General features: G+C 58.7%; 19 protein-coding genes. 4 read left to right on the top strand and 15 right to left on the bottom strand.

Annotated elements, in window-relative coordinates; all coding sequences use genetic code 11:
• Positions 1-6: 6 nt before the first annotated feature.
• The 5 genes from PG871_RS10120 to PG871_RS10100 all read right to left on the bottom strand — a co-directional run bounded on the left by PG871_RS10120 (position 7) and on the right by PG871_RS10100 (position 5,297).
• The gene (locus tag PG871_RS10120) at positions 7-594 is read right to left on the bottom strand and encodes a heme NO-binding domain-containing protein (protein ID WP_270729059.1); all 588 of its coding nucleotides are present in this window, start codon (positions 592-594) and stop codon (positions 7-9) included.
• A 64-nt stretch (positions 595-658) separates the two neighbouring features.
• On the bottom strand, positions 659-2,374 hold the full coding sequence (locus PG871_RS10115; RefSeq protein ID WP_270729058.1) for a DUF4153 domain-containing protein: 1,716 nt from the start codon (positions 2,372-2,374) through the stop codon (positions 659-661).
• 68 nt (positions 2,375-2,442) lie between these two features.
• A complete protein-coding gene (locus PG871_RS10110) occupies positions 2,443-4,029 on the bottom strand; it encodes a trimethylamine methyltransferase family protein (RefSeq protein ID WP_270729057.1) in 1,587 nt (528 codons plus the stop codon).
• Positions 4,030-4,232: 203 nt separating this feature from the next.
• On the bottom strand, positions 4,233-4,925 hold the full coding sequence (locus tag PG871_RS10105; protein WP_270730859.1) for an HAD family hydrolase: 693 nt from the start codon (positions 4,923-4,925) through the stop codon (positions 4,233-4,235).
• Between the two features lie 87 nt (positions 4,926-5,012).
• On the bottom strand, positions 5,013-5,297 hold the full coding sequence (locus PG871_RS10100) for a DUF3572 domain-containing protein (RefSeq protein WP_270729055.1): 285 nt from the start codon (positions 5,295-5,297) through the stop codon (positions 5,013-5,015).
• 82 nt (positions 5,298-5,379) lie between these two features.
• On the opposite strand from PG871_RS10100, the gene PG871_RS10095 reads away from it, so the two are divergent.
• Positions 5,380-6,795, top strand: coding sequence for a diguanylate cyclase (locus PG871_RS10095; protein WP_270729053.1), 1,416 nt, complete (start codon positions 5,380-5,382; stop codon positions 6,793-6,795).
• Between the two features lie 24 nt (positions 6,796-6,819).
• On the opposite strand, the gene PG871_RS10090 is transcribed toward PG871_RS10095, so the two are convergent.
• The 4 genes from PG871_RS10090 to PG871_RS10075 all read right to left on the bottom strand — a co-directional run bounded on the left by PG871_RS10090 (position 6,820) and on the right by PG871_RS10075 (position 9,028).
• On the bottom strand, positions 6,820-7,320 hold the full coding sequence (locus PG871_RS10090; protein WP_270729052.1) for a periplasmic heavy metal sensor: 501 nt from the start codon (positions 7,318-7,320) through the stop codon (positions 6,820-6,822).
• Positions 7,321-7,355: 35 nt separating this feature from the next.
• A complete protein-coding gene (locus tag PG871_RS10085) occupies positions 7,356-7,751 on the bottom strand; it encodes a hypothetical protein (RefSeq protein WP_270729050.1) in 396 nt (131 codons plus the stop codon).
• On the bottom strand, positions 7,744-8,328 hold the full coding sequence (locus PG871_RS10080; RefSeq protein ID WP_270729048.1) for an RNA polymerase sigma factor: 585 nt from the start codon (positions 8,326-8,328) through the stop codon (positions 7,744-7,746). The genes PG871_RS10085 and PG871_RS10080 overlap by 8 nt, the downstream gene beginning before the upstream one ends.
• Before the next feature lie 85 nt (positions 8,329-8,413).
• Entirely contained in the window at positions 8,414-9,028 is a 615-nt protein-coding gene (locus tag PG871_RS10075) for an EF-hand domain-containing protein (RefSeq protein WP_270729047.1), read from the bottom strand.
• A gap of 316 nt (positions 9,029-9,344) precedes the next feature.
• On the opposite strand from PG871_RS10075, the gene PG871_RS10070 reads away from it, so the two are divergent.
• Both PG871_RS10070 and PG871_RS10065 read left to right on the top strand, forming a co-directional pair.
• Positions 9,345-9,719 carry a DUF983 domain-containing protein gene (locus PG871_RS10070; RefSeq protein WP_443020502.1) on the top strand — a complete coding sequence of 125 codons (375 nt, stop codon included), beginning with the start codon at positions 9,345-9,347 and terminating at the stop codon, positions 9,717-9,719.
• 39 nt (positions 9,720-9,758) lie between these two features.
• Positions 9,759-10,475, top strand: a complete 717-nt coding sequence (locus PG871_RS10065; protein WP_270729044.1) for an NUDIX hydrolase — start codon at positions 9,759-9,761, stop codon at positions 10,473-10,475.
• On the opposite strand, the gene PG871_RS10060 is transcribed toward PG871_RS10065, so the two are convergent.
• From PG871_RS10060 to PG871_RS10050, 3 genes are all read right to left on the bottom strand, one after another.
• A complete protein-coding gene (locus tag PG871_RS10060) occupies positions 10,472-11,374 on the bottom strand; it encodes a DMT family transporter (RefSeq protein WP_270730857.1) in 903 nt (300 codons plus the stop codon). The genes PG871_RS10065 and PG871_RS10060 overlap by 4 nt on opposite strands.
• A 66-nt stretch (positions 11,375-11,440) precedes the next feature.
• The gene (locus PG871_RS10055) at positions 11,441-12,346 is read right to left on the bottom strand and encodes a fatty acid desaturase (RefSeq protein WP_270729043.1); all 906 of its coding nucleotides are present in this window, start codon (positions 12,344-12,346) and stop codon (positions 11,441-11,443) included.
• Entirely contained in the window at positions 12,339-12,545 is a 207-nt protein-coding gene (locus PG871_RS10050) for a DUF2061 domain-containing protein (protein WP_270729041.1), read from the bottom strand. Before PG871_RS10050 ends, PG871_RS10055 begins: the two co-directional genes overlap by 8 nt.
• A 113-nt stretch (positions 12,546-12,658) precedes the next feature.
• Here PG871_RS10050 and PG871_RS10045 point away from each other — a divergent pair, with 113 nt between their 5' ends.
• Positions 12,659-13,516, top strand: coding sequence for a helix-turn-helix domain-containing protein (locus tag PG871_RS10045; RefSeq protein WP_270729039.1), 858 nt, complete (start codon positions 12,659-12,661; stop codon positions 13,514-13,516).
• A gap of 68 nt (positions 13,517-13,584) precedes the next feature.
• Here the strand turns inward: PG871_RS10045 and PG871_RS10040 are convergent, their stop codons facing one another.
• From PG871_RS10040 to PG871_RS10030, 3 genes are all read right to left on the bottom strand, one after another.
• Positions 13,585-14,343 (bottom strand): SDR family oxidoreductase, encoded by a 759-nt coding sequence (locus PG871_RS10040; RefSeq protein ID WP_270729037.1) that lies wholly within the window; start codon positions 14,341-14,343, stop codon positions 13,585-13,587.
• Positions 14,340-15,815: a carnitine 3-dehydrogenase gene (locus PG871_RS10035; protein ID WP_270729036.1), complete on the bottom strand. Its 1,476-nt coding sequence runs from the start codon at positions 15,813-15,815 to the stop codon at positions 14,340-14,342. The genes PG871_RS10040 and PG871_RS10035 overlap by 4 nt, the downstream gene beginning before the upstream one ends.
• Before the next feature lie 481 nt (positions 15,816-16,296).
• Positions 16,297-17,211, bottom strand: coding sequence for a 3-keto-5-aminohexanoate cleavage protein (locus PG871_RS10030; RefSeq protein ID WP_270729035.1), 915 nt, complete (start codon positions 17,209-17,211; stop codon positions 16,297-16,299).
• Positions 17,212-17,232: the final 21 nt, after the last annotated feature.

Raw genomic sequence — 17,232 nt, 5'->3', positions numbered from 1 at the left:
CGTACCCTATTCCGCACGCGCGCCCAAATCGAACTCACGGCCACTGGCAAAGGCGGTTTCAATCAACGTTATATCAATAACCTCGACGCCATCTTTAACGCCACTGTGCTCAAGGAACACAAGCGCACCATAATCATCTGCCATCGTTCTGAGAACCCCGATGATGACGTGGCCAAATCCGATATAGTCATAGGAGCATCGCAGGCTGAACTTTTCCGGGCTGTGTTCTTCAAGCTCCAGTCCCGGCATGGTCAGGTCATCCACGGCCAATCTCGCACGCTCGGGCAAATCATCGAGCGAATGCAGGAATTCGACAAAGTTCACGCCGCCAAACCGCAACAGACGCCTCAGCGCCTCAACATTGGGATGCGACACAAGGTAAGTTCCCAGATCCTCAAGCACGGTTTCTTCGGGAACGCCCAACAACTTAGCAATAGAGGCAATCAACGCCTTTGTTGTGCTGTCCTCATAATGCAGCATCGCCTCGAAATCGATGATTTCAAGTTCCGCCAAACGGGTCACATCCACCCACCGGCGCTGTCCATAGCTGTCGCGCACAAAACACTGTATGGCTCTGTTGATCAGACCATGCATCTGTTCACCTCAATCGTTCTCGCAAGGATAAAGCCACAGCGAGGTTAAAAAAGTCCCAACACCGCTACTTGGCCGGTAATATTTCGAGATCGCCGATCCAAAGGGAATTAAGGCTGGAAGGGGCGACGCGGTACTCCCCGTCGACAAGCTTTTGGATATGTGCAGCCGTCAGGCTATCAACGCGTTCCCGACCCTGCAGTTCAACTGAGTCGGGATAGAGTGTCACCAGCCAGCGACGCCACTCAGACCGCCCGGAGATAGCTTGCAACAAAACACCCTGCCGCGCGTCACTGGTTGGATCAAAGTCGCCAAAAACCAAAACGCACCGCGCCTCAAGGGCTTCTCCACAGTCTGCCAAACTGTCCAACTTCCACATTCCCATATTGCTAATCTGTTCGGCGGTGATTGCTTCTCCCTCAGGCAGAACAACCAACACGTCCAACAATTGTTGGATTTTGTGAGCCTTCTGATCTTCGCGCCTTTGCTGCTGTCCATTTGCGGCCTCGTCCGCCGCTTTCGCCAGCACATCATTGTCAGAGGTTTGCAACACCGCAAACCCAGCCCGGCCGGCCTTGCCCCACTCATGCTGCATTTCCCAAAGCGGCGCTTGATCAGGGCGCACCGCACCACTTTCTGCCCGTGCCACCTGATTTGATGTGGAAATTCGCTCGGCATTCAAAGCTGGCGACATCCACGCCGCGATTGAAACTAGGGTCGCCCCCGCAATCCAGACATTGGCCCGACGCACCCGCGCCATCCAGCTGGCCCCCATCACTACGCACACCGGATAGGCCACCCCGTACAGCACTATGACAAACGCCACCGCCGCCGCCAACAAGCGTGTCGGCGTCCAGCCATATTGTGCAACCCGCAGCCAGATCGCGTAAACCGCAAGCGCCGCGATCACCGGCAAGAGCATCGCCAAAGCCGCCGTTGCCAGCCGCATCCAGCGTGGTTCAAGTGCATCCGCATCGCTGCGATCCAGCGCGATACTGATCAAGGAAATCATCACCAACGCGACCGCCAGAAGCGTCGCTGCACGGCTCAGGCTACCGAACAGCTGGTCAGGCCCTTGAAACAAAGCAGCCGCAGCAAAAACCGCCACCACAACCAGCACCACCGGCACCAGCATGCGCAACATCCGCAACAACAGGTAAGGCGACAAATATTGCCGCAGCTCGTGCACGACCGACAAGCCAAGCCCCAGTGAAAAACCAACAAATGCCCACAGGACTGGCTCGTGTTCCAAAAGATCTTCGATGATCGTGATGCCGACAATGTCCAACAAGGCATGGGACAAAAACGCCACGCCAAACAAAATGCCCGTAAACAACCAACCGGCTGAGTAGCGCACCATAATGCTCCAGCTAGTGTCAAACAGCCGGCCATAGTCCGTCAGGCTTTCGTGTTGCACCAATCTGACGGCTGCAAACGGTGTGGCAATACACAGAAACAAAGCCCATCCCGCAATGGGATGCCCCGCCTGGCCGATCTCGTCCAGTGTGCCAAACCGCAACCCCGACAACGTGATCAGAAGTGCGCCGACACCACCAAGCAGCAACGCAGGCAAAGCTGCACGTGCCACCCGATGCGGGCCGCTCAGCCCCAATAGAACTGCAAAAAAACCGGCAGCAAAGGACACCGTTGCCAGATACGCGTGCGGGTTCGTTACGATGTCGCGGCCCTTGTCCAACAGCGCCCACATCGCCAATCCCGCCACCGCACCAACGATGGCCATCTCAACGCGTCCCGCCATGGTTCGCCCGTCTTCGCTATACATGCCCGCCTCCACAGATTTGGCGGGATAGTACCGCAAAACTATGTGGAAAAACAACGTGGTAAATTGACTCAGAAATCTGTTGGTGCGCCGCCTTCTTCTTTGCGCCGCGCAACAAAGGCCGCCAACTCTTCGCGGATCGCCGCGTCCATCGGAGGCGCCTCAAAGGTGTTGATGATATCCTTGTAGATGTGATGCGCGCGTTCCGGCGTCCAGACGCCGCCTGCGGCCTCCCATGCCTCGTAATTGCGCCAATCACTGGCAAACGGCTGGTAGAACGCGGTGGTATATCGATCCTGTGTGTGCTGGATGCCAAAGAAGTGTCCGGTGCTGCCGACGTCTTTGATCGCATCAATCGCGATCTCCTCCGGCCCCGTGGCCCAGAGTTCCGGCTCCATATAGCGCTGTATCATCTGAAGAATTTCGCAATCCATGACAAATTTCTCAGGACTGGCAATCAGCCCGCCTTCAAGCCAGCCTGCCGCGTGGTAGACCATATTGGCGCCCGATTGCACCGCGCTCCAGAGGCTGTTTGAGGTCTCCCACATGGCTTGGCCGTCCGGAACATTGGCCGCGCAAACGCCGCTTGCCCGCATCGGCAGATCATAAAACCGCGCCATTTGGCCGGTCATTTGCGTGGCGCGCATGTACTCAGGCGTGCCAAAGGCCGGTGCGCCGGACTTCATGTCGACATTGGAGGTAAACGTGCCAATTGCGCAGGCCGCCCCTGGTCGGATGTATTGCGCCAAGGCCACAGCACAGAGCGCCTCCGCCAGCGATTGCGCCACAGCGCCCGACATGGTCACTGGCGCCATCGCACCCGCAAGCGTAAACGGCGTGACCACAAGGCCTTGGTTGCGCCGCGCCATACGCATCCACCCGTCCATCATCGGCTCATCGTGCTTCAGCGGCGAGGTGGAGTTGATGTTGGTGTAGAGCTTTGGGCTGGCCTCAAATTCCTCATCTGTCCAGCCACCCGAGATGCGCACCATCTCCATTGCATCCTCAACCCGCTCTTTGCCAAGACTATAAGTGTGAGCGACTTTGTCGGTCAGAGTGAGCTTGTCATAAAGCACGTCCAGATGGCGCACAGAGGCGTGAATGTCCTGCGGCTCCACCGGATAGCCGCCAACAAAGTGGATGCAGTTGAAATACTGGCTCAGCTTAAACAGGTTCGCACACATCTCGCGCGTGCCCGTGACTTTGCGGCCCAACTCCATATCCCAATAGTTGGGCGGGCTGGACACATTGCCAAATAGAATATGGTTTTCACCCATTGTGATCTGACGGTCCGGATTGCGCGGGGTCAACGTCCAGCTCGACGGCGCTTTGGCGACCATTTCCATCACGAAATCGCGCCCCATGCGCACCGTGTCCCCGTCTACAGAGCACCCGGCCTCCTTCAGGATGTCGCGGGCCTCTGTATTGAAAAACTCGATGCCAATCTCTTCAAGAATGCGCATCGACCCTTCATGGACGGCGTGCACACCCTCAGGGCTCAGAGGCTCGGTTGGGCGATCCATATTGACCGGCAGCCGCCATGGCATTTGCTCGATGACACCCGCTTTGCCGCGCCGCGCGGCCTTACCGGCCCGCCCACCGGCTCGTCCACCGGTCCGTCCGCCCTTGCGCTGCGCGCGCCCGTCTGTGTCCGCCATAAAAGCCTCCCGTCGTCACCTGCCCCAAGCAAAGCGCGGCTGGCAAGTGGAGTCTGCGCGATTGCGACAGAAGCTGTCGTTTTTTCGCCCTCAGTGCCGCAGCACGGCACACGAGCCAAGCGCTCCCGTCCTCTTCGGGGCCAAACGGCCCCTGCCAGAGGTTGGGCGTGGCCCGCGCGCTTGCGCGGGAAAACAGGAAAGGATCAGGTCGTTAGCCATCCGGGGATATGGCCGATGTCAGGCAAAACCACGTCGGCATAAGGCGCAAGCTCATTTTTCGGCGCCATGCCTGTCAGAACGCCAACTGTTTGCATGCCCGCGCGCCGACCCGCGATCAGATCATGGGTGCTGTCGCCCACCATAACGACCCGCTCCGGCGCCAGCGCCTGCTGATCAGCAAACGCCAACAACGGATCGGGATCAGGCTTGGCGCCATAACCGCTGTCAAATCCCGCAATAAAATCAAACAGGTCAGTCACGCCTGCGCTTTGCAATTGGGCCTTCGCCGAATAGGCGCTGTCATTGGTCATCACGCCAAGCTTAAGACCTTTGGCGCGCAAACCGCTCAGATAGGGCGCAAGCGGCACGGCTGGCGCAAGCGGCGCTTCGGCGGCATCAACCGCCAATTTACGCTCGATCGCATCCACATCGCTGCCCGCCACAACCGCAGCCACAGCCTCTGCAGCCTCGCGGTTGGTGCCCGCAATCACAAAGCTGTCGGCCCGAAAACTGCGCGCATCCATATCAAAGGCAAGTGCCTCGGCTATCTTCGCGGCCAGTCCTGCCTCGCCAGAAGCAAACTCTTGGATTGCGGTATATGCCCACGCGTTCCAAGTCGCCCCGAAATCAAAAAGCGTGCCGTCCTTGTCAAAGAGAACCCCATCCGCGCGCATCATATAATCCTGTTGTGGCAAGTCGTGTTGGCCGGACTTTGCCCCACCGATCAACGTCACACAAGCGCTTTCACCGACCCCGATTGGGTGTCAGGTCCAATGCATACGCGCCGTACCCAAAAGCACATGCGCCGCTATCAGAGGTTGATCGTAGCCACATCCCTTCTGATCACAGAACGCCACCACCCAGGTGTCATCCATGGTCAGAAACTCAAGAACCGATCCAAGGAAATCCGCCTCACCGGCACGGATGCGCAAATCTTCGACAGACGCCCCCGTCGCGCCAAGGAATACCGGCAATACCTCGTCGTTGGTCACCAGCCAACCCAGCGCATCCAAGGCAAGGGTTTCCGCTGCATCATGGGAAAGCGACATTTTTTCGTACTTTCGAAATCTTTTCTTAACCTTTGACTTGGCACTCTGATGGAAACCAGTTTGCCATTTTTCAGGTGTCGTTATGACAGGTCATCTTTTGATCGTCGATAGTATTGCTGCAAACCGATGCGTGCTCAAAGCACGGCTGGCAGGCAGTTTTATGGACACACGGCAAGCGGAAACCGCACAGGAAGCTCTAGAGATGATCCGGTCGGAACCGCCGGATCTGGTGATTTTGGGCGGCGACCTGACGGACATGGTGCGTGATGATTTCTGCCGTACTGTTAAAACGTCCGCCGACGGCGCGGCTCTGCCGATTATCGTGAACGGCAGCGACTTTTCCCGCAGCGACAGACTCGCTGCTCTGCGCGCTGGTGCCGATGATATCATCACCTCCCCTATCAGCGAGGGCCCGTTTCTTGCGCGTATCCGCTGTTTGCAACGCGCCCATGACACGGTACATGGTTTACGCCTGCAGGAAACGGCGAAGCGCATTCCCGGTCTTGCCGAAGACAGCAGCGCCTTTGACGCTCCCGCTGCGCTGGTGTTTGCCGCCTGTGACGGCGCGGACGCGCTGAAATGGTGTCGCCGTTTGAAACCTCTCGTGCCCTATCGTATGCGCGCCGACCCCATAAGCGATGCGGTCCGAACCATGTCACATTTTGCGGTGCCCGACGGCTTCGTCATTGGTGTGACCGCCGACACTCCCGAAGAAGGCCTGCGATTTCTCGCGGAGATCCGCGCCAGAGCCGCAACACGCCAAGCGGCCGTGTTGATGGTGCTGGACCGCGAAGATGACAGCGCGCGGGTGAATGCATTGGACTTAGGGGCCAACGACGTGATGGTTGGCAATTTTGACCCGGAAGAAGCGGCGCTGCGCCTTGCGGTCATCCTCAAACGCAAAAAGCTCACGGATCGCTTGTCGCGATCTCTTGAGGCCGGATTAAACGCAGCCGTGACTGATCCGCTCACCGGCCTCTACAACCGCCGCTATGCCTTGCCACAACTGGCGCGAACCGCGCACCAAGCCCGTCTACAGGGACAAGGTTTCGCCGTGATGGTGGCAGATCTTGATCACTTCAAGCTGGTGAACGACAAGTACGGCCACGCGGCTGGTGACATCGTGCTTGCAGAAGTGGCCCGCCGTCTTCGCGCGACCGTCAAGGCAGGTGATCTGATCGCGCGGATCGGAGGCGAAGAGTTCCTTATTGTGATGCAAAGAGCCACACCTGAAAGCGCCTCAGAGCTGGCGCATCATTTGCGTGATGTCGTCCGAAAAACACCAGTCTACTTGCGCGATCGCGACCTGCGCATTCCGGTCACCATCAGCATCGGGGTAACCATGGGCAGCGAGAGCGATTCAGACCACTTTCCGGCCGAAGCGATGCCGTCAAACGACGCCGCCGCCACGACATTGATCGACCTTGCAGACCAAGCGCTCTATGGCGCCAAAGCCTGTGGTCGCGACAATGTCACAATGGCGCGCCCCGCAGCCTGAACTGCGCGGCCGTCCAAGAGTTTCTTAAGGTTTTTTAGGTTTGCCCGGACGCTTTTGCGGACCACGTTGCAGCACTTCGTCCAGCCGGTCGGCATAAATCGCGCGTTCTTGAGGCGACATGCTTTCGATCCGCGCCACCAACTGATCGCGCGCCAAGGTCCGGCGCCCTTCGGCTGCGGTGTCAATCTCAGCCAACACCGCGCTGAGCGCCTGAGGATCAAAAGTTGGCGCACGCAACATCTCCAGCGTCTGCGCATACAGTGCTTTGTTTCCAATCACACCGATGCCTTCTTCGCGATAACTATTGCGGATGGCGCGTCCAACTTTACGGCGATCCTCGCGTGACAGGGCTTGCACATAGGGCGTTCCAAACCGCTCGCTTGCCTTGGGTCCATCGCCGTCAAAGCGCTTGTGGGACAAGACCGCGCCGCCCACAACGCCTGCCACCGCCAGGTTGACGGCCAGTGAGGCCACCAGCAATCCGCGCAAGGGTTTGCGTTGCTTTTTCTCTTGGGTCTGCGTCATCGTTGCGCCTTTCCGTGTCTCATCCTGCGTCCCCGTCAGTTGCCCAAAAAGGCAAAACTTGCGTCCAACGCAGAGAGATATGTTTCGTCAGTTGTTACCAGCAAGCTGGCTCCCAGATCGCTCTGCATCATGGCCGGTCCTGCGGCCACACCGATCCAGACCCCAGCCATTGTCGCCACCGCCAGTCCAGACACTGATGGCCAACCACCCAACATCGCCACCAATCGTATCAGCGGCCCGCTGCGCGGCGAAGGTGCTGCGACCAGTTCCGCCGCTGCCGGCTGAAGCGCTTCTGCCTCCGCCAACATGCGCGCCATGAAATCCGGCGATGGCTGGGCCGCAGGTGCGTCCTTGGCCACTGCAAAGAGCGACTCCAGCATGGCGTCGTCTCTCGCCGCCAATGGTGCAATTTCCGTTTTCTTCTCAGCCATCGGTGTACCCCAATGCATCGCGTTGTCCGGCCAAAGCCTGGGCCAGCGCCCGTTTTCCCCGCGCCGTCAGACTTTCCACAGCCTCGACGCTAATGTCCATAACCTCGGCAATCTCAGGATTTCCCAGACCTTCGATGTGACGCAGAACCACCGCTTCTTTCTGGCGATCCGGCAGCGTATTCAGTGCCGCATTCAACGCAGTCTGTCGTGCCTGATCCTGCATCGTCTCAGAGACCGGCTTGGCACCGTCCTCCGGTTCGGCGATGGCGTCCAGCGCCACACCGCGCGTGCGGCGCAACCGGTCCGTCGCCAGATTGGCCACCACACGATAAAGCCATGTGGTCACCTTGGCCTCGCCCTGACGCCACTCCGGTGCGATCTTCCACAACCGGATGAGTGCTTCTTGCGCAACGTCTTCGGCATCGGCCCGATTGCCCAGCATACGAAACGCATGGGCAAAGACCCGCGGCGTCAGACGCAATGTCAACGTCCGCGCAGCCCCATCATCCCCATTGGCATAAAGCACCAAAAGCGCCTCATCCGGGATGTCAGATTGCTGGTCATAGGGCATGGTCATGATCCCGATGGCTAGCCTGTGTTGTCACGTGTTGCAATCCTGTCAGTGCCTCCGGGCGACTGTGCCGCCCGGAGCGCGTCTCTGCTCAATTGTCTTGGACAGCTTGACCGGACCCGGGGCGTTTCTTGCCTTTGCGGGCATCGCGCATCACGTCTTTGGCAGCCTCGAACTCTTCCTTAGAGATCACGCCGTCGCCATCGGTGTCCAGCATCTCAAACATTTTTGCACGGCGTTCGCCACGCTTGCCTTCGCGCTCGACTTTGGCCGCTTCAAACTCGGCGGCGCTGATCTTGCCGTCGCCATCGGTGTCCATGCGCTCAATCATCTTGGCCGCACGATCGCCTTTGGGCGCCATCTCTTCCGCTGTCAGCTTGCCGTCACCATTGGCGTCCATCCGCGTGAACATCCGCTCCGCGTGCTTCGCAGCTTTTTCGCCGGCCCGCTCGCTGAACTTGGATTTCAACTCGTCAAGCGAGATCGTGCCGTCACCATCGGTATCCAGCTCCATGAACCGTGCCTGCGCGTGGGCCTGCATTTCTTCCAATGTGACAAAGCCGTCGCCATTGGCGTCCAGTTGTTCAAACGTGATCTGCATGCCGCGCTGGTGGCGGTGCTTACCGCCCTCTTTGGCCGACGCCGCAACCGCTGTCACGCTCAGGGCTGCAACAATCACACCGCCAATAAAATACGAACTCTTCATGTCTTCGGTCTCCTTTGAAAATGCGCGAGGGGAGCGCACCGACCCTGTGTCTATCGTGGGCCTGTTTCTGTGCCTGTTTCGTGATGGTAGAACGCGCGGCCCACACGTTTCCGTCGCCAAAAGGAAAAGTTTTTTCGCCTACGCCTTAGTTTTTTGCCTGTCCCGCACGCATCACCCCAATAACCAGACCTTTGCGACATGGCGCCGCAAGCGCATTTGCGCCCTTTTAACTTCCCGAGGTCACAGCCATCTTGGATGTGCGAACAGACCTAATCTTATTGAGTGTATTTCCGTGACCGACCAGTCCAGCCAAGCCTTGAACCACATCTCCGTTGACGAAGATCGCCCTCTAAAACCCGCGCTTAAACGAGGCTGGCGACGCAAATGTCCGAACTGCGGGACAGGCCCCATGCTCAAAGGCTATCTTAAGGTGCGTGACCACTGTTCGGTCTGCAAACAGGAATTGCATCACCACCGCGCCGATGACGGTCCGGCGTATCTGACGATTCTAATTGTGGGCCACTTGATGGCACCGCTTTTGCATATCGCGTTTGTTAAGTGGCGCCCTGAACCCCTCATTTTGTTCACGGTTTTTGCGGTTGGCTGTGTCGCGCTCTCGCTCTACCTTCTGCCGCGACTAAAGGGGTGTGTCGTTGCGTTTCAATGGGCACGAAGAATGCACGGATTTTAATATCCGTCATATACTGACCCCAAGACAAAAGGGGATCTTATGACCGACTCGCCGATCATCGACAAAACTGCAATCCGCAATGCCGCCACTGTGATCGTGCTGCGTGATCGCATTTCCGATCCGCACATCCTTATGGGACAGCGCGGCGCACAGGCGGCGTTTATGCCCAACAAATTTGTCTTCCCCGGCGGCGCTGTCGACGCAGCAGACGCCGAAATTGATTTGGCGACGCCCCTGCCCGGCATCTGTCAGGCCCGCCTCGGCGAACAATCTGATCCGGGCTTGGCCCATCCGCTCGCCGTGGCTGCTGTGCGCGAACTTTGGGAAGAAACCGGCCTGATCCTTGGCCAGCAAGGCGCGTGGCAGGCCACCCCGCCCGCAGATTGGCAGACCTACGCCGCAACCGGCCATTTGCCGACGGCCGACGCACTGCAATTTGTTTTCCGCGCCATTACGCCTCCGGGGCGCCCCCGCCGCTTTGACGCACGGTTTTTCTTGCTGGACGCTGCCGCCATCGCCACCGATCTGGATGATTTTTCCGCCGCCTGTGATGAGCTTTCACACTTGCAATGGGTGCCCCTCGCCAAAGCGCGGGAGTTTGACTTGCCGTTCATCACCGAAGTTGTTCTGGCCGAAGTCGAAGGACGTCTAGACACTCCCGAGCCGCCACAAAACGTGCCATTCTTCAACAACAACGACGAGGCGAGCCACTTCCTGCGCCTACGTGGTCACATGCCGGATTGGGACCGCGACTAAGCGAACAGGATCAGCCCAAGAATTGAGCCCGCCAAAAGCGCCATGCCAACAAACTCCCGGCGGCTAATCTTTTCACGAAACACCAAAACCGTCCCCAGAATGCCAAACACCAGCTCAACCTGACCAACGGCTTTGACGTAGGCGGCGGTCTGCAACGTGAACGCCGTGAACCAGCAAAACGTGCCGGCCATGCTGGTCAACCCGATGAACCCGGCGCTTTTCCATGCCGACAGCACGCGGCCCACTTCGCCGGGTTCGCGAAATCGCAACCACAGCCACATCGCCGCCATTTGCATCGCGGTCACCGCTGCCAGCGTCACCAAAGCCCGTGCCAGCGGGGCATCTAGCTCAACCGCGAGCGACGCGCCACGATACGCCACGGCCGACACCCCAAACAACGCCCCCGCCGTCAGCCCCAAGGCTGCCGACGGGCTGAGAATGCGCCGCCACCCGCTGCCCTTGGCCTCGATTGGGCCTGACAGAACCAGCACGCCAGCCACACCCAACGCGATTGCCGCAAATCCGACGGCAGACACGCCTTCAGCCAACAAGACGATGCCAATCAGCACGGTGAAAAACACTTCGCTTTTGATAAAGGCCATGCCCACAGCAAGGTTGCGCCGCCCAAAAAGCATGACCGTGCACACCGTCGCTGTGATCTGCGCCGCGCCGCCCAATGCGCCGAACGTCCAAAAGGCAACGCCCAGCGACGGCAGCCTAATCCAGTCGTTGGTGACGCATACCAAAAGGATCAGACAGGCAATCGGCGCGGAATACAGAAACCGCGCGAAAGTCGCGCCCGCCGCCGACAGCGACACCGCCGCCAGATGCTTCTGCAGCATAAAACGCACGGTCTGAAATGCGGCCGCAGCTACAGAGGCGATGATCCAAAGTTCCATGGCAGTATTGATGGCGCGGAACTTTAGGAATGTCACGCTCGCTGCGAAAATGCCCAGCGCTTCACGCTATTTGTCACTCCACATCGGATGCGGTACCGGATCTTTTCTGCGCCAGAAATACCGTCGGAACACCTCGCCATAGCTTTTGAAATAATACCCGTCGTTGCGCGCCAGATACCGCTCGCGGTTCTCGCGAAACAACACCGGCAGACGATACCACGGAACCCTCGGGTGCATATGGTGGACGACGTGCAGATTGTTGTTGAGAAAAATCCACGCCAGTGGCCCCTGATCGTCGATAATCACCGTTCGCCCTCGCGCCTTGGCATGGGCCTGATGCTCCAGAAACGTGCGGATTTTCAGCACCGACAAGGCCGCGTAGGCACTGAGCACATACGCCCAGACCGGCATCTGCCCAACAGCCGCCATCCACCAGACCACCAGCCCCACGGCGGGAACGTGCAGCAACCAACCCAGCAGAACAGCCGTATTGCCCTGCGCAATTTCGCGCAAGTCAGAGCGCATGAACGCCAGTTGCCCCAATACCGGCCCCACCAGCAGGCGCCCCAAAAGCGTGTTGTTAAAATCATGTACCAACCGCAACCATCGCGGCATTCGCGTCCAGCGCGCCGGGTCCAGAAAATTGGTTTCGGGATCGTCGTAAGGATCGGTCAGCACACTGTCCTGATGATGCGCCAGATGCGTGTCGCGAAACCGCATATACGGAATGAACAGCCCGATGGCCGGAAACACCAGCGCCTCGTTGGCCAGCCGCGCAGCAAAAGGATGTCCGTGCAAAACCTCGTGGCTTAACGACGAATGCAGCGCCAGCGCCAGGATCGTCAGCACCATGCCCAGCGGCAAAAACCACGCCGCCGCCCAGACGGCGCCAATAGCGTATGTCGCATAGCAAAGCACAAACAGGGCCAAGGTAGGCCACTCCACCTGCGTCGACTTGCGCAGATCAGCCATGCGCACGCCCCCAACCGATACCAGCCCAGATACGCTCATAAACAACGTACATGCTCAGGCCGAGTCCGGCATTGATCACAGCCATCTTGCCGCCCAACGCCAAAGACCCTGTCGCAACCAGCCCCACAACCGCCATGGTTGCCAAACCAATCACATTCCAAATCACTGCCTTCAGCACCGACCGTTGCCGTGTGTCCATTCCGTCCTCTTTCTGTGATACCAGTCCCTCACAAACGTGTTACCTGCCCCCAGCCATGTGCGGAATTCTGAATGTGATTAACAAAATTCAGCATCTGTGATATTTATCACCGCATGAGTGAAATTATCGACAAACGCCTGCGTGCCGACCGCTTTCGCCAGCGCCTTGGGTCCGCGATGAAAGACACGTCCATCACCCAGTCGGAACTCTCCCGGCGCATTGGTGTGGACCGGTCCACAATTTCGCAGCTTCTCAAGGACAAAGGCGCCCGACTGCCCAACGCGCAAGTGGTGGGGGAATGCGCTGCCGCGCTTGGTGTATCGGCAGACTGGCTATTGTCGCTGACGGATCTTCCGGAAAACACTGCCGCGATCCTCGCCAATGCAATGACCGTCACCGAGGCCCCCCGCGCGCTTGTGGATGAGCAAATTTTCGACTGGCACCAAGAAGCCGCAGGGTACAAGATCCGCCACGTGCCTGCTGGCCTGCCTGACATGCTCAAAACCGACGAGATGCTGGTCTGGGAATACTCCGCCCATCTGGGGCGTACCACCGAACAGGCGATCAACGCCTCGCGCGACCGCCTGAATTGGATGCGCTCCTCACATTCTGACTATGAAATCGCCCTGCCGCGCCACGAAATGCGCGCCTTTGCCACCGGCACCGGATACTACGAAGGCCTGCCCAGCCACATCCGCCAACGTCAGCTTGAACAGCTTGCCGACCTCACCGAGCAACTTTATCCCCGTATGCGGCTCTATCTGTTTGACGCGCACCGGCTGTTTTCCAGCCCGATAACGGTCTTCGGCCCCTTGCTGGCCGTGCTCTATCTTGGCCGCAACTATCTCGCTTTTCGTGACACGGAACGCGTCTCAGGCTTTACGGCACATTTTGACAATCTCGTGCGTCAGGCCGACGTCACCGCCCGACAATTCCCCGCACATGCCTCGTCTCTGGGTACACTGCTTTAAGTGCCCGTTTCTTTCTGGCCAAAATACCCTGGGGTAGCGCCAGTTTGCTGGCGCAGGGGCAAAGCCCCCTACACTTTGGGATCGGGGTTCACCGTAAACCCGTCAACGGCGATCACCTGCCCGCTTACCAACCGCGCCTTGTCTGAGGACAAAAACACCGCCATCTCGGCCACGTCGCGTCCTTCCACAAAGGACCCCATCGCGGTTCCCGATGCATAGCCGTCATAGACCGCATCCCGCGTCATACCCTTGGCCTCTGCTTCACGCGCCAACACACCTTCCATGCGCGGCCCTTCCACGGCGCCGGGGCAAATGACATTCGCCCGCACGCCAAACGGGCCCAACTCCATCGCCAGTGTTTTGGTCAAACCGATCACGGCCCACTTTGCGGCCGCATAAGGCGCGCGATACGGGTAGCCATACTGCCCCGCGGTCGACGACGTCACCACAATCGCGCCAGCGCCTTGCGCCTTCATCATCGGTGCGGCGTATTTTGCGGCTAAAAACGCACCCTCCAGATTGACCGCCACGCAGGCCTGCCAATCTTGCAGTTTTATATCTTCAATAGCCGCAGTTGGCCCCGCGATACCGGCATTTGCGCAAAGCGCGTCTACGCCGCCCCAATGTTCTAGAACATCATCAAACAAGGCATTTACCGCCACCTCATCGCTCACGTCGACCTTGGATCGGCGCCAGGTCGCGGGCGCAGCTTCCAAAGCCACGCCATCCATGTCCGCGATCCAAATCTGCCAGCCATCACGATGAAACGCGTCAGCCATCGCACGACCGACACCGGACGCGCCCGCTGTGATCAGGACGCGGTTCAACGGGGTTGCCCCACATAACGTCCTGCGCCTTCAGGTGCGGCCAAACCGGCCTGTGCTTCAGAAATCATTGCCAGATTGGCGGCAATCTCGGGGCTGAACGGCGCTGGCCTGCGTGTCGCAAGGCTCACGTGAATAAGGATATGTTCGCCTGTCGCCAATAGGGTCTCCCCCGCGTACATCTCATGGAACAGGTGCATCTTCTTGCCCTCGGCCATCAGAACCCGCGTACGCACCTCGATCACAGACCCGAGCTTGGTCTCGTCAATGTGGCGGATATGGGTCTCGGCGGTAAAGAACGACCCGCCCGTCGCGATATAGGCCTGATCGCAACCGATGATTTCCATCAGCCGATCAGAGGCATCAGCAAATGCCTGCAAATAGCGGCTCTCGGTCATGTGACCATTATAATCCAACCAGTCCACTGGCACCGCACGGCGTTGCGTCACAATTGGCAAACTGGGATCCGCAATATCACTTGCACGCCGCACCATGCCCGCCTCTGCCGAAAGCTTGACGTCATGTTTGTTGAGCACAGCACCAGATGCAAAATCCTGCGCCTTGAGCGCGCGCATCATCGACACAAGGTTATTGTCGCGAATGCGCTCCATCTCGCGGATGCTCATATGGCCCGATTGCGCGTCTGATTGACCCGCGATCAGATCGACCAACTCATCCGTGAACTCCGGCACATCCATCAATTTGGTCCATGGCCATTCCAGCGCCGGACCAAACTGCGCCATGAAATGCTTCATGCCTGCTTCGCCGCCCGCCACGCGATAGGTGTCAAACAGCCCCATCTGCGCCCAGCGAATGCCAAAGCCCATGCGGATGCTTTCATCAATCTCTTCGGTGGTGGCCACGCCGTCTTTGACCAGCCACAACGCCTCGCGCCACACCGCCTCAAGGAAACGATCCGCAATATGCGCATCAATCTCTTTGCGTACATGCAACGGAAACATGCCGACGTCCTTCAAGATCGCCTTGGCCCGTTCCACCATCTCCGGCGGGTTCTTTTCCGTCGGCACCAGTTCCACCAACGGCATCAGATACACAGGGTTGAACGGATGCGTCACCACGATCTGTTCGGGGCGGCTAGCACAGCCCTGCAATTCGCTTGGCTTGAACCCGCTGGTAGAACTGCCAAGGATCGCATCCGCCTCGCAATGCTCCTGCAAGGTCTGATAGACCTTCTGCTTCAGCTCCAACCGCTCCGGCACACTTTCCTGCACCCACGACGCGCCTTCGACGGCCTCAGACATCGTGTCGTGAAACGTCAACGCACCCTCAGCCGGCAGTGCAGTATCACTCAACCCCGGCAAGCTCACCCGCGCATTGTCGATCACTTCGCCAATTTTGCGCTGTGCTTCGGGATCGGGATCAAACACCCGCACATCCCAACCATTCAAAAGGAACCGTGCGGCCCATCCGCCGCCAATTACGCCACCGCCAATGATCGCTGCTGTTTTAGTCATGTCGTCCCTTTCCAAAACCCTGCCGGGCCGCTTCCTCTACTCAAAATGCCCGCACAACAATTCAGCCTTCTGACCTTCTGAAAGGATGGTCTGACCACAATAGTTGCCGTGCACGACCGGGGCGCAACGTGACGTTTCACCTAAACAGATGTTCGCCTCACACTGACTTGAGTCAGAGCAGCTTTTGCCGGCATCGCTGGCGGGCTTCTCGGGCAAGGTGCAAATCGGAACTTGCGCTTTCTTTCCCAACCGTCCGAAGGTGCCGCCTTGTGCTTGGCACGCCGCCGCCTTTTCGCGCTCTGCCGTGTTTCGGGGACCCGCGTCCTGACATCCGGTCACAAAAACCAAAGCGGCCCAAAAGCCCATCGCGGATTTCCCAAGCGTCATTTCCAAACTTTCTCCCAGCCGGACCGGCACCCATACTGCACCGTCGCGATACAGTCGCAATACCGACGCAATACAGCATGCCCCCTAAGGTCTTTTACGCACCCTTCGGTGCCCGCTTGACCAGCCCCAGTTTCTCGCGCACGGCCGCTGGCCCGATCACCCGCGCCCCCATGTTTTCGATGATGGTGCCTGCCCGTTCGACCAACTGCCAGTTCTCCGCCAGCACGCCTTTGTCGAGCCACAGATTGTCTTCCAACCCGACCCGCACGTTGCCACCGGCAAGCACAGATGCAGCCACATAAGCCATCTGGTTGCGCCCCAAACCAAAGGCGCTGAACGTCCAGTCATCCGGTACATTGTTGACCATCGCCATAAAAGTATTGAGGTCATCCGGCGCGCCCCAAGGCACCCCCATGCAGAGCTGCACAAGTGCGTCGGGTGCCAGAATCCCCTCTTTCACCAGTTGCTTAGCGAACCAAAGGTGGCCTGTGTCAAAAGCTTCAATCTCGGGCTTAACCCCCAGAACTGTCATCATTTTTCCCATAGCCCGAAGCATGCCTGGTGTGTTGGTCATGACGTAATCAGCTTCGGCAAAGTTCATCGTGCCGCAATCCAGCGTGCAGATTTCCGGCAGGCATTCGGCAACATGAGCAACCCGCTCTGTTGCCCCGACCATATCGGTTCCTGCCACCGGCGGCAGCGGACTCTCAACGCCGCCAAACACAATGTCACCGCCCATGCCGGCGGTCAGGTTCAAGACAACATCGGTGTCGCTGTCGCGGATCCGGTCCGTGACCTCCCGATACAGTCCCAGATCCCGGCTCGGTGCGCCGGTTTCCGGATCCCTTACGTGACAATGCACCACCGCAGCACCCGCTTTGGCCGCGGCGATCGCGCTGTTGGCAATTTGCTCAGGCGAGCGTGGTACGTGTGGACTTCGATCCTGCGTGCCGCCCGATCCGGTCACAGCACAAGTGATGAAAACCTCGCGGTTCATTTCCAAAGGCATGGCGATTCCCTTTTTTGCTTT

Source organism: Shimia sp. Alg240-R146 (assembly GCF_947331465.1).
Taxonomy (GTDB): Bacteria; Pseudomonadota; Alphaproteobacteria; order Rhodobacterales; family Rhodobacteraceae; genus Shimia.
Note: the sequence above shows the minus strand (reverse complement) of the source record. Positions and strands in the feature narration are given on the sequence as shown.

Excerpts from the sequence above, each read along its gene's own strand:
- PG871_RS10120 (WP_270729059.1), bottom strand. The coding sequence starts at position 594 with ATGCATGGTCTGATCAACAGAGCCATACAGTGTTTTGTGCGCGACAGC.
- PG871_RS10115 (WP_270729058.1), bottom strand. The coding sequence starts at position 2,374 with ATGTATAGCGAAGACGGGCGAACCATGGCGGGACGCGTTGAGATGGCC.
- PG871_RS10110 (WP_270729057.1), bottom strand. The coding sequence starts at position 4,029 with ATGGCGGACACAGACGGGCGCGCGCAGCGCAAGGGCGGACGGACCGGT.
- PG871_RS10105 (WP_270730859.1), bottom strand. The coding sequence starts at position 4,925 with ATGATGCGCGCGGATGGGGTTCTCTTTGACAAGGACGGCACGCTTTTT.
- PG871_RS10100 (WP_270729055.1), bottom strand. The coding sequence starts at position 5,297 with ATGTCGCTTTCCCATGATGCAGCGGAAACCCTTGCCTTGGATGCGCTG.
- PG871_RS10095 (WP_270729053.1), top strand. The coding sequence starts at position 5,380 with ATGACAGGTCATCTTTTGATCGTCGATAGTATTGCTGCAAACCGATGC.
- PG871_RS10090 (WP_270729052.1), bottom strand. The coding sequence starts at position 7,320 with ATGACGCAGACCCAAGAGAAAAAGCAACGCAAACCCTTGCGCGGATTG.
- PG871_RS10085 (WP_270729050.1), bottom strand. The coding sequence starts at position 7,751 with ATGGCTGAGAAGAAAACGGAAATTGCACCATTGGCGGCGAGAGACGAC.
- PG871_RS10080 (WP_270729048.1), bottom strand. The coding sequence starts at position 8,328 with ATGACCATGCCCTATGACCAGCAATCTGACATCCCGGATGAGGCGCTT.
- PG871_RS10075 (WP_270729047.1), bottom strand. The coding sequence starts at position 9,028 with ATGAAGAGTTCGTATTTTATTGGCGGTGTGATTGTTGCAGCCCTGAGC.
- PG871_RS10065 (WP_270729044.1), top strand. The coding sequence starts at position 9,759 with ATGACCGACTCGCCGATCATCGACAAAACTGCAATCCGCAATGCCGCC.
- PG871_RS10060 (WP_270730857.1), bottom strand. The coding sequence starts at position 11,374 with ATGGAACTTTGGATCATCGCCTCTGTAGCTGCGGCCGCATTTCAGACC.
- PG871_RS10055 (WP_270729043.1), bottom strand. The coding sequence starts at position 12,346 with ATGGCTGATCTGCGCAAGTCGACGCAGGTGGAGTGGCCTACCTTGGCC.
- PG871_RS10050 (WP_270729041.1), bottom strand. The coding sequence starts at position 12,545 with ATGGACACACGGCAACGGTCGGTGCTGAAGGCAGTGATTTGGAATGTG.
- PG871_RS10045 (WP_270729039.1), top strand. The coding sequence starts at position 12,659 with ATGAGTGAAATTATCGACAAACGCCTGCGTGCCGACCGCTTTCGCCAG.
- PG871_RS10035 (WP_270729036.1), bottom strand. The coding sequence starts at position 15,815 with ATGACTAAAACAGCAGCGATCATTGGCGGTGGCGTAATTGGCGGCGGA.
- PG871_RS10030 (WP_270729035.1), bottom strand. The coding sequence starts at position 17,211 with ATGCCTTTGGAAATGAACCGCGAGGTTTTCATCACTTGTGCTGTGACC.